Here is a 26,359-nt window from a genome sequence, read left to right as displayed (position 1 = left end):
TAATTAAAATTTGCTTGCTACTTTAGCTGCTTCTTCAAGACCCGCTGTAATGATTTCTTCTGCTTTATCTGGGAATTGATTATGGCCTTCAATAACTACTGTTTCCATATTTGTTGCACCGAAGAAGCCCATCATGCTTGCTACATATTTAACAGCCATTTCTACTTCGGCTGCTGGACCTTCAGAATATACGCCGCCACGCGCGTTTAATAATGCAATCTTCTTATCTCCAATTAGACCAACTGGACCTTCTGGCGTATATTTAAACGTTTTGCCAGCACGGTTTAAATAATCGATATATGTGTGCAGCACTGCTGGGATCGTTAAGTTCCATAATGGGAAACCGAAAACGACTTTATCAGCTTCTAAAAATTGATTTAAATACTTATCCGCAACTGCTACTGCTTTTGCTTCCTCTTCCGTTAAATCAAATCCTTTACCTGCTTTGAATGTACCATTAATCATATCTACGCCTACATATGGTAATTCTTCTTTATATAAATCAAGTTCTACTACTGTATCATTTGGATGTGCTTCTTTATAGTTTGCTAAAAATGCCTCGTATAATTTCACACTAACTGCTTGTTCTGCTGGACGATTGTTTGCTTTTACGAATAAAACTGTTGTCATTATTTTTCCTCCTAATACTCACTCTTATGTTGTTTTATGCTTTCAAAAAGGTATCCCTTGTAATTGTTGTTTTGTTGCTTACAAACATATTTTATCTTTATATCAAGGTAATTTCGTCCTCACATAGACGTATTTTTCCATAAAAAAAGTCCACCTTCTAAAGGCGAACTAGGTCTTACGACTTTTGTCTTATACAATTCCATTTTTTACTGCATATAATGCCGCTTGCGTACGATCAGATAAATTCAACTTACTCAAAATACTACTTACATGAGCTTTTACCGTTTTTTCTGTAATAACTAAAACAGATGCAATTTCCTTATTACTCATCCCTTTCGCTAATAGCTGCAACACTTCATTTTCTCTCGCCGTTAGCACATCAACTTGAATAGAAGGTTCTTCTTCCTTTTCTTCCACGGGTAGTGTTTGAGAGAGAAGAGCATTTGCTATATCCGGATGTAATTGAATATTACCTTTATATGCGCTTCGAATCGCTTCAACAAGTTGATCCGGTTCTACATCTTTTAAAATATAGCCGCTTGCCCCCGCCCTTAACGCCGGTAAGACATGCGCCTGATCAGAAAAACTAGTTAATACAATTACTTTCACATTTGGATATTCTTTTTTGATGCACGCCGTCGCCTCGACACCATCCATTTCGGGCATATATAAATCCATTAGTACCACATCAGGATTTGTCTCCCCTACTTTCACTAACGCTTCTTTCCCATTATTTGCTTCTCCAACTAACTCTAAATCTTCCTGTGTACTTAAGAAAAATGCTAATCCTTTTAAAACGACTGTATGATCATCGACTAACAATACTTTTATTTTCACAAACTTCCCTCATTTTCACATCATAATGGTACGTTTACCTTTACACTTGTTCTTTTCTTATCACTTACAATTTTAATTGTTCCACCAACTAATTCTACTCTTTCACGCATCGTAGTCATACCGAGTGATTTCTTCTCTTTTATATTCTTTTCTACAAAGCCGTTTCCTTGATCGACTATTTCTAATGATACATTCTTCTCCGTCACTTTGAAATAAATCGCCGCTTCTCTGACATTCGCATGTTTACTTACGTTATTTAAAGCTTCTTGTCCAATTCGCCATAGCGCTTCCTCTACTACGCGCGGCAAATCACGAACACCTGTAACTTGTTCCCGAATTTTCAATCCTAAACTTTCACCATATTGTTTTAAAGCTGGTAATAGTCCTTTCTCTAATCCTGCTGGACGTAGTTGCCAAATTAACGTCCTCATTTCTTTTAAAGCACCTTGCGATAACTCACGTATCTCATACAAAGACTGATCTACCCTTTCACTTTTCCCCTTTAAGACAGCTTCGGCACCTTTCGTCATAAAAGTTAATGAAAACAACTTTTGTGAAACAGAATCATGCAAGTCTCTAGCTAAACGATTACGTTCTTCCATTCGTACAAGTTCTCGGCGCTTTTCATTTAACCTTAAGTTCTCTATCATTAACGATATATGGTTTGCTAACGCCTGTACTACATCTATCGTATTTATATCAAATTCTCCACTATTCGAACTTACACTTAATACACCAAATATATGATCTTGAATATGTACGGGAATAGCAATAACTGCACGATTAGGATGTACGATATTCCCAACCTGACTCTTTAACAAAACAGGTTCTTCTTTTTCCAATGCTTCCTGTGCTGCTGACTTCAAATCCTCTTGCAACTCATCCACTTTATACGAAGCTCTTACAGTAAGTTCATTTTCTTCTCTAATAAAGAATACAACTTGCTCCCATAGAAATAACTTCCCTATTTGCTTTACAATTTCCTCAGGCAATGCATTAAATTTATGAATCGTCCTTAAAGCTTGAATAAAGCGGTCTAACTTTACATAATAATGAGCCCTTCTCTTTTCATTTTCATACAATTTTGTACGTTTTAATGCTGTTCCAATTTGGAAAGCAACTGATTGTAATAGCACTAATTCTTCTTCAGAAAAATGCGTTTTACCTGGGCTAGCCACATTTAATACGCCAAATTCATCTCCCCCTGCTTTTAGCGGTACCGTGGCATGATGCACAATCCCTTCTGTATCTCCCCAGTTATATTCAATCGCATTATTAATTCTCTTACATTCAATAATATTAACAGCTCTCTCTAGTTTCCCTTCCACAAATCGGTGTAAACACCAACAATTCCCCTCACACATCGGTCGTTTATTTTCAAATCTTAATCCCTCTGGTAATTGATAATCAATTAATTTTGTATATCTACCATTTTCATCCGCAAGAAATATCCATCCTGTCGTTAAACCTGTTACATTCAATAGTTTTTCCAACACAGCTTGCAGCACATGATATGTATCATTTGAGGTATTCAACGTCTCTGCAATCTCTTTTAATATAACTAATTCATTTGTACGATTCTCTTGAAACATAATTCGTCTCCTACATACAAGATTTTAAATAGCTCCTAAAATAAATCATCTACTTTTCACTTTGTACTTATTCGTAACATTGATATAATGGTGAAAACATAGTTTTCATTATATCACTTGAGGGGGCTTTCATAATGACATTAAATAAAGCACTTACTATCGCTGGTTCTGACACAAGTGGCGGTGCTGGTATACAAGCAGATTTAAAAACATTCCAAGAACTTGGTGTATACGGAATGACATCTCTTACGACAATCGTAACGATGGATCCACATAACGGTTGGGCACATAACGTATTCCCAATCCCAGCTTCTACATTAAAACCACAATTAGAAACGACAATTGAAGGTGTTGGCGTAGACGCTTTAAAAACAGGTATGCTTGGATCAGTAGAAATTATCGAAATGGTTGCAGAAACAATCGAAAAACATAATTTCAAAAATGTAGTAGTTGACCCTGTTATGGTATGTAAAGGTGCTGATGAAGCATTACACCCCGAAACAAACGATTGCTTACGTGACGTTCTTGTTCCAAAGGCATTAGTTGTAACACCAAACTTATTTGAAGCTTACCAATTAAGTGGTGTAAAGATTAATTCCCTTGAAGACATGAAAGAAGCAGCAAAAAAAATCCACGCTTTAGGTGCTAAATACGTCCTAATTAAAGGTGGTAGCAAGCTTGGTACGGAAACTGCAATCGACGTCCTATATGATGGAGAAACATTTGATCTTCTAGAATCAGAAAAAATCGATACGACAAATACACATGGCGCAGGTTGTACATATTCTGCTGCAATTACAGCAGAACTTGCAAAAGGAAAGCCTGTGAAAGAAGCAGTAAAAACTGCTAAAGAATTTATCACAGCTGCTATCCGTTATTCATTCAAAATCAACGAATACGTAGGCCCAACACATCACGGTGCATATCGTAAATTCGTTGTATCAAAAGAACTTGTCTAACCTATAAATGAAAACACCCACAGAGTGTATATGTTCCCTCTCTGTGGGTGTTTTTTATAAGCTCTTCTGGTCATCTTATGTTTAAGATGCAGAACTAACCTGATTTCTACCATTTCTTTTGGAGTAATATAATGCATCATCAGCAGCTTGAATAAATTGCTCTGCTGATTCTTCATACACTGAAATACCTACTGAAACTGTAATTTTTATTTTTGTGCCATTTAACAATTGGAATGGATGGTTCTCAACAACTGTACGGACTTGTTCTCCCATACTCATCCCATAAGTTAATCCCTTCTTCGGTATCAAAAGTGCAAACTCCTCTCCACCCTTTCGAAAGGCCAAATTTGGGAACGTTGAAATTTCTCTTAAAATACTCCCTATTTGTTTTAACACTTCGTCTCCTGCGGGATGCCCATACGTATCATTTACACACTTAAAGTAATCAATATCTATAAGTAGTAAACAAAGTGAATCATTTTTCATACGCTTATTACCAATATGACGATTCATCTCTAAATCAAACTGTCTTACGTTTCCTAAACCTGTCAGCGCATCTATCGTTGCATATTGCTTCATCGTTTGAAATAGCTCATTGGATTGCAATACATAATTTGCGCTTATAAATGTTATATATGCTGCAACACCACTACAAACTAAATACAATGCTACAATAGACATATCCTTAAATAAAATAGAAAGTGGCACTGCTAAAATAGATAAACTATATACATTAAACCAGATCCACCTTGTAAATATAGAAGCTTTCATCCGCCAAATGAAAATAATTCCAACACCTATCAATACAATTGTATAACAAGCCAATTTAGAGGCTAAAGAGTACTCAGTAAAAAATAATCGGGTAATTAATATAATAGTAACTGTTATACTACTAGCTATCGGACCTCCAATTATAATTGCCAAAATAACAGCTAAATAACGTAGATCCAACATAATATCTTCAATATGTACACCAAAATGCATCAACAGTACACTTAATATTCCAGTCAACATACCTACTACACATTTCTGCCAAAGGGAAAACTCTTCTTTTAACGGCCTATCCCTTAAAAGCTGACCTCCAACAAAAATAAAGGAAAGAATAATTGTTGTGTTTACAAATAAGTCCCTTAACATAAAATAATCTCCCTACTTTTCTATCTATCCCTTTCCTGATTTTATTGTATACGAGATACCTATAATTCCCAAAGCTTTTTATTTATTTTTTGCTGTTCCACGTGAAACAGCAAAAAACAAATAAAAAAGGACGAAAATTCGTCCTTTTCATTAACAACACCGTGATATCTTTCCACCCTTTGCATTAAATCTAGCTTCTTGCGCTTCTGCAAAAAACTGTTTTTGACATACAACTTCTTCTTCTGGATGATGCTTTTTCATATGCTCTACATATGTTTCATAGCTTGGTACCCCAACGAGTAAACTAATAAAGTGTTTTCTTTGTCCCCATACTTGTCTTAGTCTTTTAAGCATAGTTCCTCGACTCACTTTCATCTCTAGGTATATATGGTGCCTCTTTCAGCGGCATTGGCTTATTTCTTAATACTTGAATCCAAATTCGAATTGCAGAAATTAATACAGCAATTACAACTATCATAAAAATCCCGCAAAGTGCTGCATCAATATAATCGTTAAAAATAATTTGTTTCATTTGAGCGACATTTTTAGCTGGTGCTAACACTTTCCCCTCATCTAACGCCCCTTGAAACACCTTTGCGTGGGATAGAAATCCTATTTTAGGGTTTTCATGAAATAGCTTTTGATAACCCGCCGTCATCGTTACAATAAGCAATCCGACAGTTGGAATAAGTGTCACCCAAACATATGCCTTTTTCCCCATTTTGAACAAAATTGTCGTTCCAAGTAATAATGCAATACCTGCTAACATTTGGTTTGCAATGCCGAAAAGTGGCCATAATGTATTAATTCCACCAAGCGGATCTACTACCCCTTGGTATAGGAAATAACCCCATCCTAATACACATAACGTTGTAGCTATTACATTTGCGAATGTAGAATCCGTTTTCCCAAATGGCTTATATACATGCCCTAAAATATCTTGAATCATAAATCGGCCTACACGCGTTCCAGCATCAATCGTTGTTAAGATGAATAGTGCTTCAAAGAGAATCGCAAAATGATACCAAAAGGCCATCATCGCCGTTCCGCCTATTACTTGTGAGAAAATATATGCCATCCCTATCGCTAACGTTGGGGCACCACCTGTACGTGATAAAATCGTTTGCTCTCCAACGTTTACAGCGAGATCTTTTAGTTCATTTGGTGTAATAGCAAATCCCCATGAAGAAATAACTTGAGCTGCCTGCGAGACATCCGTACCGATAAGTGCTGCGGGACTATTAATCGCAAAATAAGTTCCCGGTGTTAATACACAAGCTGCAATCATCGCCATCGCCGCTACAAATGACTCCATTAACATTGCTCCATAACCTATTGGCTGTGCGTGTCCCTCTTGTTCAATCATCTTTGGCGTCGTGCCTGATGAAACGAGAGCATGGAATCCAGACACCGCACCACAAGCAATTGTAATAAATAAGAACGGGAATAAGTTTCCAGAGAAGACCGGACCTGTTCCGTCGATAAATTTCGAAACTGCTGGCATTTGTAAATCTGGTGCTACAATTAAAATACCGATTGCTAATCCAACAATTGTTCCGACTTTTAAAAATGTGCTTAAATAATCACGTGGTGCTAAAAGCATCCAAACTGGTAATGCCGATGCGATAAATCCATATACAATAAGCATAATCGCAATTGTTTCACCGCTAAATGTAAACATGCTTGCAAGCGTTGGATTTTCCGCTACATACTGTCCTCCAATAAGAGACAGTATAAGTAGAATAATTCCGATTGCTGACCCTTCACCAACCCGTCCAGGCCTAATGTAGCGCATGTATACTCCCATTAAAATAGCAATAGGAATCGTTGCTGCTATTGTAAACATTCCCCAAGGACTTCCGACAAGCGCCTTTACTACTACTAATGCTAATACCGCTAATAAAATAATCATAATGCCTAAAATACCGATCATTGCAATAAGCCCTGTAACAGGACCAATCTCATCTTTAATCATTTCTCCTAAAGATTTACCATTCCGTCTCATCGAAGCAAATAAAATTACAAAATCTTGTACAGCTCCAGCGACAACCACCCCAACAATAATCCATATTGTCCCAGGTAAATATCCCATTTGCGCCGCCAAAATCGGTCCTACTAAAGGTCCTGCTCCAGCAATTGCTGCAAAATGGTGCCCAAATAATACCCACTTATTTGTCGGAACATAATCTTTTCCATCATTTAATGTATGGGCCGGCGTTTGCCTATTATTATCTAAACCGAATACCTTTCTCGCTATAAATCTACTATAAAAGCGATAAGCAACTGCATACACACATACCGCAGCCACTAAGAGCCACACTGCATTAATAGTTTCACCTTGTGATAAAGCTATTACACCAAAAGCACCTGCGCCTACAGCTGCAATAACTCCCCACAGTAAAATCGACTTCAATGTTTTCACATACAATCCCCCCAATACTATTGCTTAGTGGGATTGTACTAAATTTTCTGAATATTTAATTTGAATCCTCCTTATCATGAAGGATTATTAGTTTATCATGTTAAAAAATTCGCATTACCTACTATAATTCAATCTTATTTCGAAGTCGTTTCACATAATTACGACTAACTGGAATCGGTTGCTCATCATATTTATCTAAATACAAATTATATGTACCATTATAATAAGGCTTTAATTCTTGTACATATGACATATTAATTAAATAACTTTTATGCACGCGTAAAAAATCATATGCATTTAGCTTATTTTCTAGCTCCTGAAGTGTATATGTTGAAATATACTGATTATTTGTTGTATAAATTGAAACCGTTTTGTTTTCCTTATTTTTACTTACATATACAATATCTTCAGGGAAAATATACCGAATTCCCTCTTGCCCTTCTATCGGTAGTTTTCGCAAATAACTCTTTGCTTTCTCGCCTTGCTCTTTACCCATTCTATATAAAAGGAATTGCAAATCTTCCTCACGAAATGGGCGTAGTAAATAATAGAATGCTTGAAAACGAAATGCCGTAATGGACTCTTCTATATCTTCACCCATAAAAATCAATTTCGTATAGCAATTTACTTCCCGTAATAAACTCGCATATTCAAACCCGGTTCCATCTAGTAATTTTGAATTCAAGAAAACAAAATCTGGTGTATGCTTTTTCATGATAATTAATGATTCTGTTCCCGTATTTGCTTCAAAACATTCTACATTTCTTATATTTTCAGTAAATTTTTCAGCCAGACTTCTTCTCTCTTCTACTTCTTCCATAATCAGTAAAATTTTCATTTCTTCAACCACCTAATTCTTTTGTCCATATGTCCTGTTGTATACATTCGCTTTTCTAAGAAACATTCCCTTTTTCTTACTATACCATTATTTATCTAAAAAAACAGAAAAAAGGAAACCACTACGGTTCCCTCAGTCCCTTTATACTAATTCTCGTTGCTTCGTTTCTTGCCCAAGTACAATTACAGCAACTACGCCAATTAAAATTGATCCACAGAAAATCGTAAATATTAGTGATAATGAAGCCTGCGAAGCAACTAAATATCCTACTAATAACGGCCCAAGAATACCGCCAATACGACCGAATGCAGCTGCCATCCCTGCGCCTGTACCACGAATAACTGTTGGATACTGTTCCGGTGTATAGGCGTATAATGCACCCCAAGCACCTAAATTAAAGAAGGATAGTAACATACCTGCTACGATTAATACCGTTAATGACTCTGCCACTCCAAACAAGTAAGCACTACACGCTGTACCAATTAAATACGTAACTAAAACAAATTTACGACCAAGACGTTCAATAAACCACGCAGCTGTAAAATACCCTGGCAATTGAGCTAATGTCATAATGAGTACGTACTGGAAACTTTTTATCAAACTAAATCCTTTTAATACCATTACACTAGGTAACCAAAGGAACATTCCATAATAGGAAAAGACAACACAAAACCATAGAATCCATAACATAATTGTTGCCTTACGATATTCCCCGGACCAAACTGACTTTATATTTTCAATAACGGACGGCCTTTTTTCAACCTTTTGGAATCTCGGAGAATCTGGTAAATTCCATCTTAAATATAAAGCATATAGTGCCGGAACCGCGCTCAATACCATTGCAACTTCCCAACCATATTTCGGAATAACAAAATACGAGATAAGAGCTGCAATTAGCCATCCACCTGCCCAAAAGCTTTCTAATAGCACAACTGTTTTGCCACGTTCATGTGCTTCAACACTTTCTGATACTAATGTAGAAGCAACTGGAAGCTCTCCGCCAAGACCCATACCAATTAAAAATCGTAACACAAGGAACATCGCAAGTGTCGTCGTTAAAGCAGTTAAACCACTACCGATAGAAAATAGTAATAATGTAATAATAAAGACTGATTTCCGTCCTATTTTATCTGATAGTATTCCAAAAACGAGCGCTCCGACTGCCATACCAATTGAATTAATGCTACCTATCCAGCCCATTTCTTGCGTACTTAATCCCCAATCTTTTTGCAATGCTACCATTACAAATGAAAGCATTCCAACATCCATTGCATCAAATAACCATCCAAGCCCTGCTATACCAAGTAGCTTTCGCTTCGAAATTTCTTTCACCTTGCCCACATGAAGTCCTCCTTACACAGCTGTCTTTACACATCATTTTACATGTGTGAATTGTATAAGTAAAATACTTTCGTGTAAAAATTCTCCTTCATCATTCCCAAAAAGTAAAATACTTATCCCGCTATTTGAGGACAGTAAACCTCCCGCCTCAAAATTCAGCTGGGGCAAAGAGATTAGCTGCCGATAAATGCACGATTGATAAGGGTTAACAATCAGTGGCAGATGAACAAAACCTCTCTTTATTAAAAATAGCCAAATAAAAAAGTAGCGATATTCCGCTACTTTTTCGAACGCATTACTTCTTTTAAAAATTCCGCTAATACTAACTGACGACGCCAGCGCGTTGGGTTACTACATAATCTATAAAACCACTCTAAGTTAATCGCTTGAATCCATTTAGGTGCACGTTTTACCTCTCCAGCCCATACGTCTAAACTTCCGCCCACTCCAACAGCCATCTTCGTTTCTAAACGATGCTTATTAGTTTGGATAAAGTTCTCTTGTCTTGGGAAACCAAGCGCGACAAGTAATAAATCTGGTTTTGCTTCTTGAATACGAGAAACAATATTCTCTTCTTCTTCTTGTTTAAAATACCCATCTTGTATACCCACAATAGATACAGCTGAATACGTCTTCGTTAAATGATCTGCTGCAGCTTGTACAACATGCGGTTTTGCACCAAGTAAGAAAACAGATACCGGTTTATTCTCTTCTGATAGCTTCGCAAATAAATTACACATTAAATCAAAACCTGCTACACGTTCCTTTACAGGTGTACCTAACATACCACTTGCTTTTACAACTCCAATACCATCTGGTGTAATTAAATCTGTATTTAATAATGTTTTATGGAATGCTTCATCCTTTTTTGCACACATAACAATTTCAGGATTCGCTGTTACTACCTGAAAAGTATGAGTTCGCTCCAATTCTAGTTGCCCCTTCAAATATTGGATCGTTTCATCCATTGTCATTGTAGAAAAAGGAACACCTAGAATATCAACCGTTTTTACTTCCATGATTAACTATCCTCTCTATTTCAGTAAAAGTTTTTTATATGCATTATAAGTATCTTCATACAAATTCTTTAGCGAGAAATGAGTAGATGCATGATTATATAAACGATTTCCCATCGCTTCTAATTCACCATTCAACCATTTTTCATAAGCATTTTCTAACGCTTTTGCTAACGAATCTGCATCACCAATCGGTACAATCCATCCATACGTATCATCAACTATTAACTTTTTCATATCACCTACATTTGTTGCAATAGATGTTAAGCGTTGATTAGCCGCTTCTAATAAAACAAGAGGGAAGCTTTCGCTATAAGAGGTTAACAAATTAATGTGTGCAGATGCATACAATTCTTTTGAATCTGTACGAAAACCTAGAAACATCACCTTATCCTCTAAGCCCTTTTGTTTCACCATCTCTTTTAATTCTGCTTCTATAGGTCCATCACCAAGCAAAAGCACCTTTATATTTGGAATTTCAATTTTTTGTAACGCTTCAAATAAAATATCATGACCTTTAACAGGATGCAGACGCGCTACTTGAACGGCTGTAAATACTCCTTCATCGATGCCAAATTCACTCTTATCATAAGGTTTTGCTGGAGTATTATCATACTCAATTCCATTATAAACCGTACAAATCTTCTCTTCTGGTACACCTAGTTTTATTATGTTTCTCTTAAAGTTTTCCGTAATTGCAAAGAATAAATCTACCTTCTTGAAAGAACGTAAATTTAACTTCGTAAATACCCATCCTTTTAATCCCCTCTTCATAAAATCCAAAGTTGGATCACTGTGGACAGTCATTATCCATTTCGCTTTTATACCTTTTTTCAAGAGGGAGAGATAGAAATTTGCTCGTGCGCCATGTGTATGCACAATGTCAAATTGATTTTCATTAATAAATGCTTTTATTTTTGAAAGAATTGATAGGTCGTACCGAGATGATTGGGAAAAAACATGCACTTGAATACCAAGGTTTCTCGCCTCTCTAGCAATCGCACCTTCTTCAAATACCATTAATTCCACTTCTTCCTTTGAAAATTGAGATAAAAGTGAAATAATATGTGTTTTCCCCCCACCTTCTTCTGCACCAGCATTCATATGCAACACTTTCATTTCTTACATCCCCCATTTTTTCTTTTTATTTACTATAACAAAATAAAAGCTAACATATGCTAGCTTTTATTTTTCTATCATTCAATTTCTAAGTCAACTATTAAATATGCCATGATTAATACTAAGTAGAAACTCACTCCAGGTGCAATTAAAATATGACCAGCCATGAATGAGATACCTAATCCGAGAAGTATCGCTGCAATCACCATTGCATATTTCACTGTGAATATTTGTCTAAATTTAGTAAATACACATACAATAAATTTAATACCAAAGTATAAGAATGGAATTACAAGTAAAACGAACCCTATGATTCCGAAAGAATAGAACCAATCGTGGAAGTCACGTTCAATTAGTTTCGGCTGTTCTTTATAGTTACCAGCATAACCCATCCCTAATAATTTTTGAGACATTGGGGCTTCATTATAGAAATCTTTATACATCTGTTCAAATAATTGGCGCCCACTAAAAATAAGAGCTTGCGTTTCTTCTTTTTTCTCTTCTACTTTTTCTTTTGCTTTCTCTTTCTCTTTTTCTTGCTCTGTCACAGGAGGTTTGTGCTCTTTAGCTTCCTCCTTCTTTTTCTCTTCCTTTTTCGCACTCTGTTCTTGTTCAATTAATTGGAAATGGAATCCCATATTTTTCATGAATGGTGAAAAAGGTGTATATGCCAATATGCCTACTAATACAGTTATTGCAAGAAAACCATTTAATAAGTAAGCATGTTTCTTTCCATCTTTACGCTGTGTAAATGCTTGAATAAAGCACATAACAACTGCGATAGCCATTGATCCAAAGATTGCTCCTACGCCAACCTTTGTCCCAATTGCAAATAGTGAATAAACAACTAAAATTGAAGGAATCCAATAGTACGCTTTACCTATACTTTTTGTTTTTTCAATTGAATACAAAATAACAATTGGACACATGATGGCTAAAATAGATCCTAGCTCGTTACCTGCATAAAACCAACCGCGTGATCCTAACTTTACCCATTCATAACTATTATAATCTGTTCCAGTAGTAATCGAAGCTACCATTACTACCCCTATAATTAGCGATGCATACGTAATATAGTCACGCATTTTTGAATTTGAATGGCTTTTTTCTTTTAAAGACTTAAATACAAACACATAACAAGTAAGCATAACAAACGGATATAATGCTTTTGCTATAAATTTAATTTCCTCTGAAAGCACCATAGGATTTTTTGTAAGCTTATTATTTATCAATCCGATGGTAAAGACTATTCCTACTAAGATTATATACAATATATATTTTATATTTCCTTGTTTCTTCGTTTGAATTAAAATATATATCCCGCCTAGGAACATAACGAATAAGCGTGTAATAACTCCAATGGTCGTATCAATTTTTAAAACCATGATACAGAACGCTGTAAGCAAATCTAAAATCGGTTGCAACAAAATAAAGATTAATAGAAAATTTTCAAATTTATTACTCTTACTATTTTCGCTTAACATCTAGAACCTCCATAACTATTACCTAATTTCAATCTATACTGTTAATATTTTTTTCTTATCTCAAATATTTATTATAACATATATTTTTTAATTAAACGTCTCACATTTCTCCTCAAACTTACCTTATAGAAAAAAGCGTATTTGCATTTTCAAGCGCTTTCTTTCCTCATTTTTTCTTTTTTTCTACATGTAACGAAAATGCATTGTTATTTACATAACTTTAGTGTATATTTTTTCTCTGGAACATCTTTAGGAGGAAGGGATTACAGCAATGTTATTAATCGACATATTTACGTTTCTTGGCATTATCGCCGCTGCTATTTCTGGTACATTAGTTGGTTTAAAAAAAGATTTAGATTTATTCGGTGTCCTTTGTTTAGCTGTAGCTACAGCGCTCGGCGGCGGTATTATTCGTGATATTATGATCGGTAACCTGCCTCCTGTCGCATTTGTTAAACCCATTTACTTTTTCGTAAGTGTATTATCAGCATTATTTACTTGTATGTTTTTTGAACGTATCAATAAACTACAAGTCGTTATCATGCTTTCTGATGCTGTTGGCTTAGGTGTTTTTACAGCTATTGGTGCAAATGCGGCAATGTCGCATCATGTTGACGCCTCATTTTTAGTTGTTTCAATGGGAGTCATTACAGGTATTGGAGGCGGTATTTTGCGTGACATTTGCGCCCAAGATATCCCCTACGTATTCCGAAAAGAGATTTACGCAATCGCTTCTATCTTAGGGGCAATTAGTTTCCTAATCACATATGCAATGGGGGCACACGTATTAGCTTTCTATGTTTGTTTATTAGTAACATTCATTATTCGTGTTGTCACTGTAATATATAATGTACATTTCCCAGTTTTCTTTAAAACACATGCTAAAATTAATAAAGGTCATTAAGAGAATTCTACATAGAATTCTCTTAATTTATATACTATTCTACACACTAATATAGAGTAATTGTATATAAAAATATATAATTATAATAGAAACAAAAATGAAAACGCTTTACAAACAGGGGGAAGAACGATGCTTGGGGTTTTTAAAAAACATACAAATAAAACAAACACCAGTATACTTGAATTAAGTAAGAATCAACAAATCACTTTTAACGTGCCTACTAATTCTGAACTGAACATTCAAATGGATATGTTACATATTTCAAAAGAAGATTTACAAATCGTAAAGGTACTACAGCCTTTTATTTATGAAGAAATTGATTGGATTACGGAAAAATTCTATGCCAATATTACAAAACAGCCTAATTTAATTACTATTATTGAACGTTATAGCTCTATTCCAAAACTCAAGCAAACTTTAAAAATACATATAAAAGAATTATTCAGCGGTGATATGCATGAAGATTTTATTGAACAACGTGTTAGAATTGCCAAAAGACATGTACAAATTGGCTTACATAGAAAATGGTATACTGCTGCTTATCAAGAATTATTCCGCTCTATCATGAAGATTTTGCAAACAAAAATTACAACAATTGATGATTTTTCTTATTCCATAAACGTAATAAACAAATTATTTACTCTTGAACAAGAACTCGTTATTGCGGCTTATGAATCTGAATATGAAAGAATGCAAAAAGAACATGAAAAAGAAAAAGAACTAACAGCTATGACAATTACGCATATTGCAACAGAATTAGCATCTGTATCCGAAAAAACGAGTGCTTCCATTCAACATTTAACCGCTAAATCTGAAACTATTGTAGAAATTGCCAAAACAGGTACATCATTAGCTACAACTTCAGAAGAAAAAGCGAATAAAGGTAAAGAACAATTAAATCAGCAAAATAAACGAATGGAATGCATTCAAACGAATATGGAAACGATTATTACAGATACTCATGAACTTCTCGATATTTCTAACAAAATTAACGAAATTATAGATATTGTAAAATCAATTGCAGAGCAAACAAATTTACTCGCACTAAATGCTGCTATTGAATCTGCACGTGCTGGGGAATTCGGCAAAGGCTTTTCTGTTGTAGCTGGAGAAATTCGAAAGTTATCAGAGCAAACGAAAGAATCTATATTCAACGTTACAAAACTCGTTGAAAAAACAAATGAACAAATTATTCGTGTCTCTTCTTCAGTGAAACAAATTAGCTCCCTCGTCTCTGAAGGAACGGATAGTATGTCTGCGACAGATCAATACTTCCAAGAAATTGTAAAAGACATGTCTAACTCGAAAGAACAGAATAAAAAAATTGAAAATGAGTTAGAAACCATTTCACAAGTAATGAAAGGAATTCAAGATGAATCCTCAAAAATGGCTCTAACAGCTGATAGTTTACAACTAGAATTGAATCGATAGATTGAGGCTTATATCAGTAGGGACTCTTTATCTCTGCTGACTCTTAGTCTTCATCTTCCATCTATAAAAAAAAGAATCCGAACTGGATTCTTTTTATTTTCTGAAGAATATTTTTTGACAATACACATAACTCATATAAACACCAAAGCTTTGTAAAATAAACAAAGCTGGCACTATAAGGTTGTAATATGTCATATCTACTTGGAAGAGTCTAAACAATACGTATCCGCTAATTAACAATAAGAACAACATATATCCTTCATTTTGTTGTTTCTTAATAAGAAAGTGTAATAAAGCTATAGACGTAAATAATGTTACCGCTATATATATAAGTTTTTCACATTTAAATAGAATAGAATGTATTCCCTCACCTGAGAATTGATTAATTACTGGCTTTAAAAGTTTAAATCTTTCTTCTTCAATCTCTTTTAGCTTTTGATCAATATGCTCTGTTACGCTTTGATTCTTTATTATTTTTTCCTCATTTTTACCTTTTCCAATTAAAACAGATTGAACATACGTCTCATTTGAAATTGTATATTGTGACATTCCCATTGTCTGAATTCCATAACTCACCCCAAAATGAGCACTATAAAATAGAATAAGCATCCCTATCATCTTTAATAGTATTTTTTGCTTCATCGCTGATTGAAAGAGTTCAATTAACAACACATATACAGCAATAAAAATAGGAAGAAATAATCCCATTGGGAAAATCATATTACTGCATGCAAATAAAATTGCTGAAAGTACCCACATATAAGGATGATCTAAACCTTTATATAAAAGTATGTAGCAAGCCAAATAAAATAAAAATATTGCGAGCGATTCTGATGTTAATAAGGAACTCATAAATATATTTGGAATATATAAAGCGTAAAATACAGACGCAATACGGCCGCACTCTTCTCCAAAAACGATTGCTGCAATACGATAAATGAAAAATGCAGTCCATGTGCAAAATAAAATATTAAATAACTGCAATGCGAATACCGTATCGCCAAATACATGAATAATCATTGATTCATAAATAATAAAAGGTAACTGCGCTACGTTCTCTACGTTATTACCAATTGCAATCTGCTTTGCAGACTCAAACATAGCTTTCATATCACCACTTATCGGAACGTCTACAAATAGAACCATACTAAGTCTCACAATTATAGATATACTTATAAGAAAAACAAGAAATTGTTTATCTGTAAAACGATACTGTAAAATCGATGCCACTAACAGCATGAGAATAATAAAAATAACCAATACGATTGTTACGCTTGTTGTACTGTCGCCAAAAAATTGTTTACTTGTTTCAAACGCCGACCAGCAACTATAAACAAAAAATGCAAGCATCGCACCAATCATTATTTTACTGAAAAAAGACGAAAAGTTTGTTTGTATATGATTCATATGTCCATTGCACCTCTATTTCCATTCATAACAAAACGATTCTATCATGAATAGGTACACAGCTGATAGGGAATTTCTATGACAAATACAGGGTCCTATTTTTTTCACTTGCAATGTAAGCGAATCCTCTTTTACACTACACTTTATATAGTAATAAATTTTCTTTCAGTTTCATGAATACAAATACAGAAGTTTTACTAACCCTCTTCTGTAATTCTTTACTTCATTAAATATCTATTGATTTTTAATTTTTTTATACTCCACTTACAATACATGTCATTCTGATTGAAAACAGAAAATAGGGGCTGACCATATGGAAAAGAAATTCATGCGAGAATCCAAAGCAATTAAAACAACACGTGTTTTTCCGAATGATTTAAATAATCATCAAACACTTTTCGGAGGAAAATTATTAGCAGAAATTGATAGCATCGCTTCAATTGCAGCTGCAAGACATAGCCGTAAACATTGCGTAACGGCATCTATCGATTCTGTTGATTTTTTAACGCCAATTCACCAAGCAGATTCTGTTTGTTACGAGGCATTCGTATGTTATACAGGAAAATCTTCGATGGAAGTGTTTGTAAAAGTAATTGCAGAGAATTTATTAGCAGGCGAACGTAGAATAGCTGCAACATGTTTCATTACATTCGTTGCATTAAAGGATGGAAAACCTTCATCTGTTCCACAAGTACTACCGGAAACTGAAGAAGAACATTGGCTACACACAACTGGTTCTGAACGTGCTGAAAACAGGAAAAAAGGGCGTGTAAAAAGCAAGGAAATGGCTGAAGTTTTAACTTTAAGTAAACCTTGGAGTATATAGGCCCTCACTATCAAAACATCTTCTGAGCGAATAGATATCACATATTCGCTCATTTTTTATAAACAATTCCATAGCTTCATACAACCATTACTCCTTTTCACACGTATTATGTAATATTTTATACATACCCGTTCGCGATTAACTTTTTCTAATTGATAAAATCTCATTTATCACGCTATTTGCGGGCTGTAAAACTCCCACCTCAAAATTCAGCTTCGGCCGGCCCGTAAACGAGCAATTGGTGAAGGTTGATAATCATTGTGGGGATGAACAAAACCCCACGGATTAAAGTTTCATTTTATAACACGGTTCTATGCCATCAACAGTTGCTTTACAAAGTTTATGTAGGGTACACTTATACGGGTGGTCAACAAAACAATTTAAGGATTTGTAAACTGTGTAGAAAACACCTTACACTTCATTATATTGAAAGAATTAACTGTGGTTAAAAAACCTTACTATGACATAGCAAGTATTTTAATGAAATTGTATTATTTTAATGGAAAGGTGAAATTATGCAGAAATCAATTGCTTCAAATATTTTTTATAAAATACTGCTCAACACGTTTAATATTATACTTCCAATTTTAGTTGGTCCCTACGCATATCGAACATTAGGAGCCAATTCAATCGGAACCGTTAACGTTGCTGAAACTTTTTTCAATTACTTCTTCGTGTTCGCCGTATTTGGTGTATATCAATATGGTTTACGTGAAATTAGCTTAATTAAAAACGATAAAAAGAAAGTTTCTAAATTATTTACAAGTCTCTATGTAATTAATTTCACAACTAGTATTTTGGCTTTATCAGGCTTTGTGCTCTTTAGTTATATTGGATACGGACATGAAAGTCTATTTCCTGTTCTTCTTATTTTCGGTTTTAATTTTATATCTAATATGTTTTATGTGGAATGGTTCAATGAGGCATATGAAAATTATGACTTCATCACTAAAAAAACAGTTATCGTTCGCTTAATCTATGTCGTACTTCTTTTCTCTTTCATTCATGGGGTCGAAGATTACAAAACATATGCTGGTTTATTAGTATTATCGACATTTTTGAACCACTCTATTAGCTTTATATATGTGAAACGCCAAGTGAAATTTGATTTTTCCGACTTAACAATTATTCCTCATTTGAAACCGTTACTATTAGTCTTGATTTTTTCAAATGCTAATATTTTATATACTCAATTAGATCGTCTTGTTTTAGGGGTATATGTTGGAAAGGAAGAAGTTGCATATTACGTAATGGCTTTTCAAATTATGATGATTATTAATACACTTATGTTAAGTGTTGTACAAGTAACCGTTCCAAGACTGTCTTATTTATCAGGAAACGCGTCTGAAATGGAGTATGAATCTTTATTAAATAAAATTTCAAAGGTATATTTCATTACCTTATTCCCTGCAGCAATCGGTTTAATGCTCATTGCTCATGGAGCTGTTGTTATTTACGGTGGGCAAGAATTTGCTAAGGCTGGTAATACATTAATTGTTTTCGCCTTCTATATGATTACAGTCGGTATTGAATCCATTTTATCGAATCAAATTATTTATGTTAAAAAGAAAGAAAGTATTCTAGTGCGATTTTTATTCATTTGTGGATTTATCAACTTAGCATCCAATATTGCATTAATATTCTTCCATGTACTTACACCAACAACCGCAATTTTCACAACAACAATTGCGAATTGTTTCTTAATCACATTTGAATATATTTATGTGAAAAAGAAATTAAAAGTGAATTATACGTTATTCGATATACAAAAACTTAAATATCTATTTTATTCACTAACATTTGTCCCAATAGCATTCGTTATTGATATGATCGTATCGGGGCAAATACTACAAGTTATCCTAGTAATAATAACGTGTGGCTTAACGTATGCCCTTATCCTCTTTATAACAAAGGATGAAATTCTCTTTTCACTACTTGAAAAGATATTAGCACGATTCAAAAAGGCTTAAACGCCATCTCTAAAAGGAGCTGTTAAACTTGAAATTTTCTTTAATCATGGCTACTTGTGGCAGACGTGATGATATTCTTGACTTACTAAAATCACTTGAACAACAAACTTATAAAAACTTTGAACTTATCGTAGTAGATCAAAATGATACGCCAATCTCTGATTTATTTGATGAATATAAAGATAAATTTTCTATTAATTACATTTATACACCTATTAAAGGGCTATCGAGAGCTCGAAATGCAGGCTTAAAAGTAGCAGATGGTGATTTCATCGCTTTTCCAGATGATGATTGTATTTATGAAACAAATGTTTTAGAAAGTATATTAGAAACTTTCAACTCTAATAAAGATGTTCATTTCATCTCAACAAACACTACAAATGTTGAAGGGACAGGTTCTTTAATACACGCACCGAATACAGACATTATTTTAAATAATAAGTATGGATTCATGGGACCCTCTTTCACACTATTCTTCACAAAGCAATTTGTACAAGATGTAGGTACATTTGATGAAGATTTAGGTGTTGGTTCTGGAACGATTTATGGAGCTGGTGAAGAAACTGACTTTGTACTACGTGGTATGAAACAAAATTATACTGGTTTATTTAGAAAAGATCTGTTCGTATACCATCCTGTAAAAGAGGAAATTATTAATGAACAATCATTAAAACGTGCTATTTCTTATGCTGGTGGTTTTGGTAGGGTTATTCGTTTACACTATGGATTCCCTTATTTCTTACGTGCTGTCGCTGCCGCATCATTCCGTATGACACAAAACATTTCTAATGATAAGCGCAAATTCCACGCAAATCGCTTACGCGGAATTGTTCGTGGATATTTAAAATAAAAAGCAAGGTGTAACCACTTTTATTAAATGGTTACACCTTATTTTTTATTGCTCTTACATCGCTTATTTCTTGCAAAGCAACCCATCGTTCTTTGTAAGCGTAGCCCATACTGGTCAATTACATTATATATTTTTGAAATGATAGCATTATATCCAAGAATTTAGTATCATGATTCAAGACACTATTTAGAAATGAACGGAGGACATTATGAGCTTATTAACTGTTGAAAAATTAGGCCATACATTTGGTGATCGTACATTATTTAGAGATGTATCCATGCGCTTACTCGCAGGAGAGCACGTTGGATTAGTTGGAGCAAACGGTGTTGGTAAATCAACATTTATGAATATAATTACTGGTCAGCTTATCCATGACGAAGGTCGTGTAGAATGGACACCTGGTACAAATTACGGTTACTTAGACCAACATACCATTTTAACACCTGGTCGCACGATCCGTGACGTATTAGCAGATGCGTTTTTACCTTTATTTGAAAAAGAAAAAGCTTTAAATGAAGTTGCAGAAAAAATGGGAACCGCTACACCGGAAGAATTAGAGGAACTTCTTGAACAAATGGCAGAAATTCAAGATGCCCTTGAAGCAGGTGGCTTCTATTTATTAGATATTAAAATTGAAGAAGCAGCACGCGGCCTTGGAATTGATGCAATTGGTCTAGATCGTGATGTTGCGGCATTAAGTGGTGGACAACGTACAAAAGTATTACTTGCAAAGTTACTACTTGAGCAACCAGAAGTATTACTATTAGATGAGCCTACCAACTATTTAGACGTTGAACATATTCATTGGTTAACAAATTATTTAAAAGAATATCCACATGCATTCCTATTAATTTCCCATGATACGGAATTTATGAATAAATGTGTCGATGTTATTTTCCATCTAGAATTCACAAAAATGACGCGTTATACAGCAACATATGAAAAATTTCTAGAGCTGGCAGAAATCAATAAAAATCAACATATTAACGCTTATGAAAAACAGCGAGAGTTTATTAAAAAGCAAGAAGATTTTATTGCAAAAAATAAAGCTCGTTACTCAACGACAGGACGTGCGAAGAGCCGTCAAAAGCAACTTGATCGCATGGAGCGTATCGATCGTCCTGAAACAGCTATTAAGCCTGAGTTCTCCTTTAAAGAGAGTCGTGCAAGTAGTCGATTTGTCTTCGAAGGGGAAAATGTAGAGATTGGATATACACATCCGTTATTACCAAAATTAACAATGACAATTGAACGTGGTGAAAAAATTGCAATTGTTGGATGTAATGGTGTCGGTAAGTCAACACTATTAAAAACGATTTTAGGTAAGATTAAACCATTAAGTGGAAAAACAAGTCTTGGTGACTTCTTAAACCCATCATACTTCGAGCAAGAAGTAAAAGCTGATAATATAACACCAATTGATGATGTTTGGAATACATTCCCTAGCTTAGACCAACATCAAGTACGTGCAATGTTAGCAAAATGCGGTTTAAAAAATGAACATATCTCTCGTCCGTTGAATCAATTAAGCGGTGGCGAACAAGCAAAAGTTCGTTTATGTAAACTAATGGGCGAAGAAAGTAACTGGCTACTCTTTGATGAGCCAACAAACCACCTTGATGTTACAGCAAAAGATGAGCTGAAAAAAGCGATGAAAGCATACAAAGGAACAATTCTTCTTGTATGCCACGAACCAGACTTTTATGAAGATTGGATAACAAAAACTTGGGATGTAGAAAAATGGGCCCAAGAAAATTCTTAATCCCCTAAAAAACATCCCTTTACACCGCTATTTAGCGTGTAAAGGGATTTCGTTTTAAAATACCATAAGGTTTGATAAGGAGTTTTTATATATAATGCAAAGTACATTTTTTCTAAAACTCAATACATTTTTTGTGAAATGTTTATTAGTGCTATGTTTAATTATTTCTGCAGCTATTACATGGGACTCAGTATCCGTGGTTAGAGAACAAGCTGATACCCGTTTACTTATTATAATCCCAAGTATCATTCTAATAGGCCTTCTATTTATACTCATTGGCTATATTGCCAATAAATATATGTCAAAACTAATATTCACTATTTTACTTATCATTTTAGCCTTCTCTATTCGATTCATCTGGTTTCTTACTATCCAAACTCCTATCGAATCAGATTTTGCTATGATGTACAACGGAGCCGTGCAAGCAACTAAAGGAGATTTTAGTTTTGCTCAAAGTATTTATTATACTTCTTGGGTTTATCAGCTTGGATTTACAATGTACCAAGCTTTGATTATTAATTTATTCGGTGAGGGGACTTTCTTTCTAAAGTTCTTAAATGTGTTATATTGCACAGGAACAACATTATTAGTTTACAAAATAACTTCTCACATATTTAATGAGTGGACTGGACGCGTGGCGGGATTAATATATGCATTATATATCCCAAGTATTGTATTAAGCTCAGTCCTAACAAATCAACACCTTGCCACATTCCTATTTTATCTTGGATTTTATTTATTAATTACAAAAGGCTTAAGCCATAAATATATGTGGATTTTTATAGGGATCTCCCTTTCTTTAGGAGACATTATGCGCCCACTTGGTGGCATCATCCTAATTGCAGTAACTATTTATTTCTTTTTACACGGTATGTTAGGGAAATCGAAACAAGATATTTTCACTTCTATTAAAAAACTTTGTGGGATTTTCATCGTATTTTACCTTGTTCATTACATTATAAGTTATTCATTTATATCTGCCGGAATTACACAATACCCACTATCCAACCGTGATCCTCTCTGGAAATTCACAGTAGGACTTAATCATGAAACAAAAGGTGGCTATTCTACAGCAGATGCAGAATATATGATGTCCTTTGAGATTGGCGAAGAACGAAAAGCCGCTGAAAAGAAACTGATTCAAGAGCGACTAGCTGATCCACAGAAGGTTTTATCTTTATTCGGTGATAAGTTTACACTCATGTGGGCAGATTACGACTCCGCACCATCATGGAGTCTACTATCGCTGGGGAACACAGATGATAATATGATTACTTTACAAAACGACCTTATGAAATATGAAAAGTATATGTATATGACAGCTATGCTATTTGGTACGCTAGCACTTCTTTATCTCATATTGACTAAGCAAAACAACACGCATTACACAATATTTTTACTATTAATAATTGGTTATGTAACTGTTCACTTCTTAATTGAATACCAAACAAGATATCGATACTTTATCATTCCTAGCTTTACAATCATTCAAAGTTATGGACTATATTTGTGCTATCGATTTATATCAAACAGAAAAACTTCCAAAGTACAAAATTAAACTGTAACCAGTGAAGAGTTAATCATCAAAATACATTCAAACGAACGAAAAAGGCATGAGCCTGGTGCAATACCGAGCTCATGCCTTTTCATGTATATTTATATTTTCTTTTTCATTGTAAGCATGATTTATACCAAATGCAGCCAAAATGATCATCGAAATGGTAGCTGAATAATGATATCTTGATGCCACTTCTACTAATAACTGTGCCATTGTTAATCCTATCGCGTATAAGCAAATAATAAATAGAGAAGATTTGTTTTTATTTTTAATAGCTACCAATACACCTACTAATGAAGTAACAATTAAGAAGTAATAAAACATATTAGATGCTACTGTATATCGTACTGTATGATCTAATGCAGGATCAGCATAGGAAACTGCTGCACTATCCTCACCTAAAAGCTCAAAGAATTTATTGGAGAATAATTTCACAAAATCAATATTATCATTTTTTATCCTCTCTTTTGCTTCTTCTAGCATTTTCAGCTGAGCGTCATTCGCATTCCATCCTGGTTTATTACTATAATGAAACAATAGTTCAGCATCGGATCGATTCCATTTCCCCGAGCTTTCTTCATTAAATCCTACATAAATGTTATACCCTGGGGTTGACGCTATCTCTTCGCCTAAACGTACTGTTATATACTGATTTATTGCTGAAGAAAAAATAAGGTATCCCACAACAATAACTCCTACATACGTTATCTTATTTAACCATATTTTTTTATTCCCTATATGCTTTGTATCTATAATAAAGAACCATATCAATAGAGCAATAATTGGAACTGCTGCAATTGGTCGCACCATATTCATAAATGCAAGTAAAGCTGCTATTAAAACGGAATAAACAAGTAATCGTTTTATATTTATATTGGCGATTTTTTCATGAGTCATTATCATAATAAGCCAAATCAACAACAGTACTGTACAATAGAGCGGTTCTGACATTGCAAACATATTATAAATCGTTTGAGAAGGTAACGCTATCCATAAAACACTTGCTGTTATTGCAGTTTTAATCCCACCAATTGTTCTAGATATAGCATATATTAACCCCATTGATATTGTAGTTAAAATAACATTTAAAATAGGTGGTATCATATAACTAGACCCAAAGATTTTCATGAAAATACTTAAAAACGAAGCATATCCAAAAATATGTGGAAATAATGCGATGTATCTATTATCAATGACAAAGTTTTCACTTAGTGCTTCTGCAGTATAATAAAACGTAGCATAATCAACCAATGGTTGAATTTGGTACGTAAGCACCCATGCTAAATTGAACGCAAAACAAACGATTACTAAAACAAAAAAGCATTTTTTTCACTTAATTTTTCTAGATACAGCGAACTTTTTCTAAGGATAAAACTTCCCACTATAGATAATAATAAAACACCCAATAATAATGTTACATAATTATACTTTTGAGTATCTGAAAAATAATTAATAAGTAATGCTAAAGTAAAAAAAACGTATATAACATATATCGCACGTGTAGAAAAAGTAGACATGCCTTTAAAAAATAATTTCAAAACAATTTACTCCTTTAAAGATTAGTATTAAGAATAACGTTATCTCCATTACAAAAACATAATGAAAATTTAGGACTATTCATTTTTACCACAAAACCCAAAATACACATGTTATTTTTGTTCGCACTATGCTTTTTAATTGGTGGTAGTAAGTAAAGCATATCATATATTTATCTATATTTTGTATATAATACCTATTTTTTCTAATTACTTAAAAAATCACTCTAATCAAAATAAATAACGTTTCAGCATAAAATATGCTATAATAAGTATTTGTTATGTACGAATAACCTTTCTACATTTCCTGTTTTATTTATATATTTTATAAAGATGAGGATACTATTATGGAGAAACTCTTAAAGTTTGGTTTAGTAGGAATCTTTAATACGCTCATTACAATTATTAGCTTTTGGATATTATTAAAATTTGGGATGAACTACCTTATTGCGAATACCATTGCCTATTTAATTGGTGTTGCCAATAGCTACTATTGGAATAAAAATTGGGTGTTTAAACCTAATAATAAAAGCACGTCAATGTTCTTTAAATTTCTAACTGTAAATTTAATTGTATTGGCTTTTAATACATTATGTTTATTTATATTAGTAGATAAACTTACCTTTAATGCGTTAATTGCACAGATTTTCGCAATTGGCGTCGGAATGGTTATCAATTTCGTTCTTAATAAAATTTGGACATTCAACCAAACTGAAAAGGCTACTAATTAAACTTAAACAA

General features: G+C 34.0%; 21 protein-coding genes and 2 pseudogenes. 10 read left to right on the top strand and 13 right to left on the bottom strand.

Annotated elements, in window-relative coordinates; all coding sequences use genetic code 11:
* Positions 1–3 precede the first annotated feature (3 nt).
* The 3 genes from FS742_RS20865 to FS742_RS20855 form a co-directional block, all read right to left on the bottom strand.
* Positions 4–630 carry an FMN-dependent NADH-azoreductase gene (locus FS742_RS20865; protein WP_063223945.1) on the bottom strand — a complete coding sequence of 209 codons (627 nt, stop codon included), beginning with the start codon at positions 628–630 and terminating at the stop codon, positions 4–6.
* Between the two features lie 189 nt (positions 631–819).
* A complete protein-coding gene (locus tag FS742_RS20860) occupies positions 820–1,467 on the bottom strand; it encodes a response regulator (RefSeq protein ID WP_000695804.1) in 648 nt (215 codons plus the stop codon).
* Positions 1,468–1,487: 20 nt separating this feature from the next.
* On the bottom strand, positions 1,488–3,059 hold the full coding sequence (locus FS742_RS20855) for a GAF domain-containing sensor histidine kinase (RefSeq protein WP_144614809.1): 1,572 nt from the start codon (positions 3,057–3,059) through the stop codon (positions 1,488–1,490).
* Positions 3,060–3,193: 134 nt separating this feature from the next.
* On the opposite strand from FS742_RS20855, the gene pdxK reads away from it, so the two are divergent.
* Positions 3,194–4,018: a pyridoxine/pyridoxal/pyridoxamine kinase gene (pdxK, locus tag FS742_RS20850; RefSeq protein WP_000174252.1), complete on the top strand. Its 825-nt coding sequence runs from the start codon at positions 3,194–3,196 to the stop codon at positions 4,016–4,018.
* 81 nt (positions 4,019–4,099) lie between these two features.
* Here the strand turns inward: pdxK and FS742_RS20845 are convergent, their stop codons facing one another.
* From FS742_RS20845 to FS742_RS20805, 8 genes are all read right to left on the bottom strand, one after another.
* The gene (locus tag FS742_RS20845) at positions 4,100–5,155 is read right to left on the bottom strand and encodes a GGDEF domain-containing protein (RefSeq protein WP_144614807.1); all 1,056 of its coding nucleotides are present in this window, start codon (positions 5,153–5,155) and stop codon (positions 4,100–4,102) included.
* A 150-nt stretch (positions 5,156–5,305) separates the two neighbouring features.
* Complete coding sequence (locus FS742_RS20840) at positions 5,306–5,509, bottom strand: YbdD/YjiX family protein (RefSeq protein WP_000919824.1); 204 nt, start codon at positions 5,507–5,509, stop codon at positions 5,306–5,308.
* Positions 5,502–7,577 (bottom strand): carbon starvation protein CstA, encoded by a 2,076-nt coding sequence (gene cstA / locus FS742_RS20835; protein WP_144614805.1) that lies wholly within the window; start codon positions 7,575–7,577, stop codon positions 5,502–5,504. Before cstA ends, FS742_RS20840 begins: the two co-directional genes overlap by 8 nt.
* A gap of 121 nt (positions 7,578–7,698) precedes the next feature.
* Positions 7,699–8,415 carry a LytR/AlgR family response regulator transcription factor gene (locus FS742_RS20830; protein WP_144614803.1) on the bottom strand — a complete coding sequence of 239 codons (717 nt, stop codon included), beginning with the start codon at positions 8,413–8,415 and terminating at the stop codon, positions 7,699–7,701.
* A 141-nt stretch (positions 8,416–8,556) separates the two neighbouring features.
* The gene (locus FS742_RS20825; protein WP_144614801.1) at positions 8,557–9,756 is read right to left on the bottom strand and encodes an MFS transporter; all 1,200 of its coding nucleotides are present in this window, start codon (positions 9,754–9,756) and stop codon (positions 8,557–8,559) included.
* Between the two features lie 278 nt (positions 9,757–10,034).
* Positions 10,035–10,775 (bottom strand): WecB/TagA/CpsF family glycosyltransferase, encoded by a 741-nt coding sequence (locus FS742_RS20815; RefSeq protein WP_144614799.1) that lies wholly within the window; start codon positions 10,773–10,775, stop codon positions 10,035–10,037.
* Positions 10,776–10,790: 15 nt separating this feature from the next.
* Complete coding sequence (locus tag FS742_RS20810; protein ID WP_144614798.1) at positions 10,791–11,891, bottom strand: glycosyltransferase family 4 protein; 1,101 nt, start codon at positions 11,889–11,891, stop codon at positions 10,791–10,793.
* Positions 11,892–11,968: 77 nt separating this feature from the next.
* Positions 11,969–13,375, bottom strand: coding sequence for an O-antigen ligase family protein (locus FS742_RS20805; protein WP_144614796.1), 1,407 nt, complete (start codon positions 13,373–13,375; stop codon positions 11,969–11,971).
* A gap of 271 nt (positions 13,376–13,646) precedes the next feature.
* Between FS742_RS20805 and FS742_RS20800 the strand changes: the two genes are divergently transcribed.
* The 3 genes and pseudogenes from FS742_RS20800 to FS742_RS28300 all read left to right on the top strand — a co-directional run bounded on the left by FS742_RS20800 (position 13,647) and on the right by FS742_RS28300 (position 15,710).
* The gene (locus FS742_RS20800; RefSeq protein WP_000924376.1) at positions 13,647–14,279 is read left to right on the top strand and encodes a trimeric intracellular cation channel family protein; all 633 of its coding nucleotides are present in this window, start codon (positions 13,647–13,649) and stop codon (positions 14,277–14,279) included.
* A gap of 129 nt (positions 14,280–14,408) precedes the next feature.
* A pseudogene (locus tag FS742_RS28305) lies at positions 14,409–14,906 on the top strand (protoglobin family protein); the annotation flags it as partial.
* 63 nt (positions 14,907–14,969) lie between these two features.
* Entirely contained in the window at positions 14,970–15,710 is a 741-nt protein-coding gene (locus tag FS742_RS28300; protein ID WP_395940398.1) for a methyl-accepting chemotaxis protein, read from the top strand.
* Between the two features lie 93 nt (positions 15,711–15,803).
* Here FS742_RS28300 and FS742_RS20790 read toward each other — a convergent pair whose 3' ends face one another.
* On the bottom strand, positions 15,804–17,117 hold the full coding sequence (locus FS742_RS20790) for an ArnT family glycosyltransferase (RefSeq protein ID WP_144614792.1): 1,314 nt from the start codon (positions 17,115–17,117) through the stop codon (positions 15,804–15,806).
* A gap of 313 nt (positions 17,118–17,430) precedes the next feature.
* Between FS742_RS20790 and FS742_RS20785 the strand changes: the two genes are divergently transcribed.
* The 5 genes from FS742_RS20785 (at position 17,431) to FS742_RS20765 (ending at position 24,083) form a co-directional block, all read left to right on the top strand.
* Complete coding sequence (locus FS742_RS20785; RefSeq protein WP_048560471.1) at positions 17,431–17,943, top strand: acyl-CoA thioesterase; 513 nt, start codon at positions 17,431–17,433, stop codon at positions 17,941–17,943.
* 515 nt (positions 17,944–18,458) lie between these two features.
* Positions 18,459–19,913 (top strand): oligosaccharide flippase family protein, encoded by a 1,455-nt coding sequence (locus FS742_RS20780; protein ID WP_144614791.1) that lies wholly within the window; start codon positions 18,459–18,461, stop codon positions 19,911–19,913.
* A gap of 28 nt (positions 19,914–19,941) precedes the next feature.
* The gene (locus FS742_RS20775; RefSeq protein ID WP_144614789.1) at positions 19,942–20,763 is read left to right on the top strand and encodes a glycosyltransferase family 2 protein; all 822 of its coding nucleotides are present in this window, start codon (positions 19,942–19,944) and stop codon (positions 20,761–20,763) included.
* 208 nt (positions 20,764–20,971) lie between these two features.
* Positions 20,972–22,525 carry an ABC-F family ATP-binding cassette domain-containing protein gene (locus tag FS742_RS20770; protein ID WP_144614788.1) on the top strand — a complete coding sequence of 518 codons (1,554 nt, stop codon included), beginning with the start codon at positions 20,972–20,974 and terminating at the stop codon, positions 22,523–22,525.
* Between the two features lie 94 nt (positions 22,526–22,619).
* Positions 22,620–24,083, top strand: a complete 1,464-nt coding sequence (locus tag FS742_RS20765; protein ID WP_144614786.1) for an ArnT family glycosyltransferase — start codon at positions 22,620–22,622, stop codon at positions 24,081–24,083.
* A 78-nt stretch (positions 24,084–24,161) separates the two neighbouring features.
* Here FS742_RS20765 and FS742_RS20760 read toward each other — a convergent pair.
* Positions 24,162–25,600 (bottom strand): annotated as a pseudogene (locus FS742_RS20760) (glycosyltransferase family 39 protein).
* Between the two features lie 365 nt (positions 25,601–25,965).
* On the opposite strand from FS742_RS20760, the gene FS742_RS20755 reads away from it, so the two are divergent.
* The gene (locus tag FS742_RS20755; protein WP_000413281.1) at positions 25,966–26,349 is read left to right on the top strand and encodes a GtrA family protein; all 384 of its coding nucleotides are present in this window, start codon (positions 25,966–25,968) and stop codon (positions 26,347–26,349) included.
* Positions 26,350–26,359 lie beyond the last annotated feature (10 nt).

It is taken from the genome of Bacillus cereus (genome assembly GCF_007678085.1).
GTDB classification, from domain to species: Bacteria; Bacillota; Bacilli; order Bacillales; family Bacillaceae_G; genus Bacillus_A; species Bacillus_A cereus_BE.
This window is presented reverse-complemented; position numbering and strand designations above follow the sequence as displayed.

What these genes read in the sequence shown, in the direction of transcription:
- FS742_RS20815 (WP_144614799.1), bottom strand. Translation starts at nt 10,775, where the DNA reads ATGGAAGTAAAAACGGTTGATATTCTAGGTGTTCCTTTTTCTACAATG.
- FS742_RS20810 (WP_144614798.1), bottom strand. Translation starts at nt 11,891, where the DNA reads ATGAAAGTGTTGCATATGAATGCTGGTGCAGAAGAAGGTGGGGGGAAA.
- FS742_RS20785 (WP_048560471.1), top strand. Translation starts at nt 17,431, where the DNA reads ATGGAAAAGAAATTCATGCGAGAATCCAAAGCAATTAAAACAACACGT.
- pdxK (WP_000174252.1), top strand. Translation starts at nt 3,194, where the DNA reads ATGACATTAAATAAAGCACTTACTATCGCTGGTTCTGACACAAGTGGC.
- FS742_RS20780 (WP_144614791.1), top strand. Translation starts at nt 18,459, where the DNA reads ATGCAGAAATCAATTGCTTCAAATATTTTTTATAAAATACTGCTCAAC.
- FS742_RS20845 (WP_144614807.1), bottom strand. Translation starts at nt 5,155, where the DNA reads ATGTTAAGGGACTTATTTGTAAACACAACAATTATTCTTTCCTTTATT.
- FS742_RS20830 (WP_144614803.1), bottom strand. Translation starts at nt 8,415, where the DNA reads ATGAAAATTTTACTGATTATGGAAGAAGTAGAAGAGAGAAGAAGTCTG.
- FS742_RS20790 (WP_144614792.1), bottom strand. Translation starts at nt 17,117, where the DNA reads ATGAATCATATACAAACAAACTTTTCGTCTTTTTTCAGTAAAATAATG.
- FS742_RS28300 (WP_395940398.1), top strand. Translation starts at nt 14,970, where the DNA reads ATGCAAAAAGAACATGAAAAAGAAAAAGAACTAACAGCTATGACAATT.
- FS742_RS20755 (WP_000413281.1), top strand. Translation starts at nt 25,966, where the DNA reads ATGGAGAAACTCTTAAAGTTTGGTTTAGTAGGAATCTTTAATACGCTC.
- FS742_RS20765 (WP_144614786.1), top strand. Translation starts at nt 22,620, where the DNA reads ATGCAAAGTACATTTTTTCTAAAACTCAATACATTTTTTGTGAAATGT.
- FS742_RS20800 (WP_000924376.1), top strand. Translation starts at nt 13,647, where the DNA reads ATGTTATTAATCGACATATTTACGTTTCTTGGCATTATCGCCGCTGCT.
- FS742_RS20770 (WP_144614788.1), top strand. Translation starts at nt 20,972, where the DNA reads ATGAGCTTATTAACTGTTGAAAAATTAGGCCATACATTTGGTGATCGT.
- FS742_RS20840 (WP_000919824.1), bottom strand. Translation starts at nt 5,509, where the DNA reads ATGCTTAAAAGACTAAGACAAGTATGGGGACAAAGAAAACACTTTATT.
- FS742_RS20865 (WP_063223945.1), bottom strand. Translation starts at nt 630, where the DNA reads ATGACAACAGTTTTATTCGTAAAAGCAAACAATCGTCCAGCAGAACAA.
- FS742_RS20855 (WP_144614809.1), bottom strand. Translation starts at nt 3,059, where the DNA reads ATGTTTCAAGAGAATCGTACAAATGAATTAGTTATATTAAAAGAGATT.
- FS742_RS20805 (WP_144614796.1), bottom strand. Translation starts at nt 13,375, where the DNA reads ATGTTAAGCGAAAATAGTAAGAGTAATAAATTTGAAAATTTTCTATTA.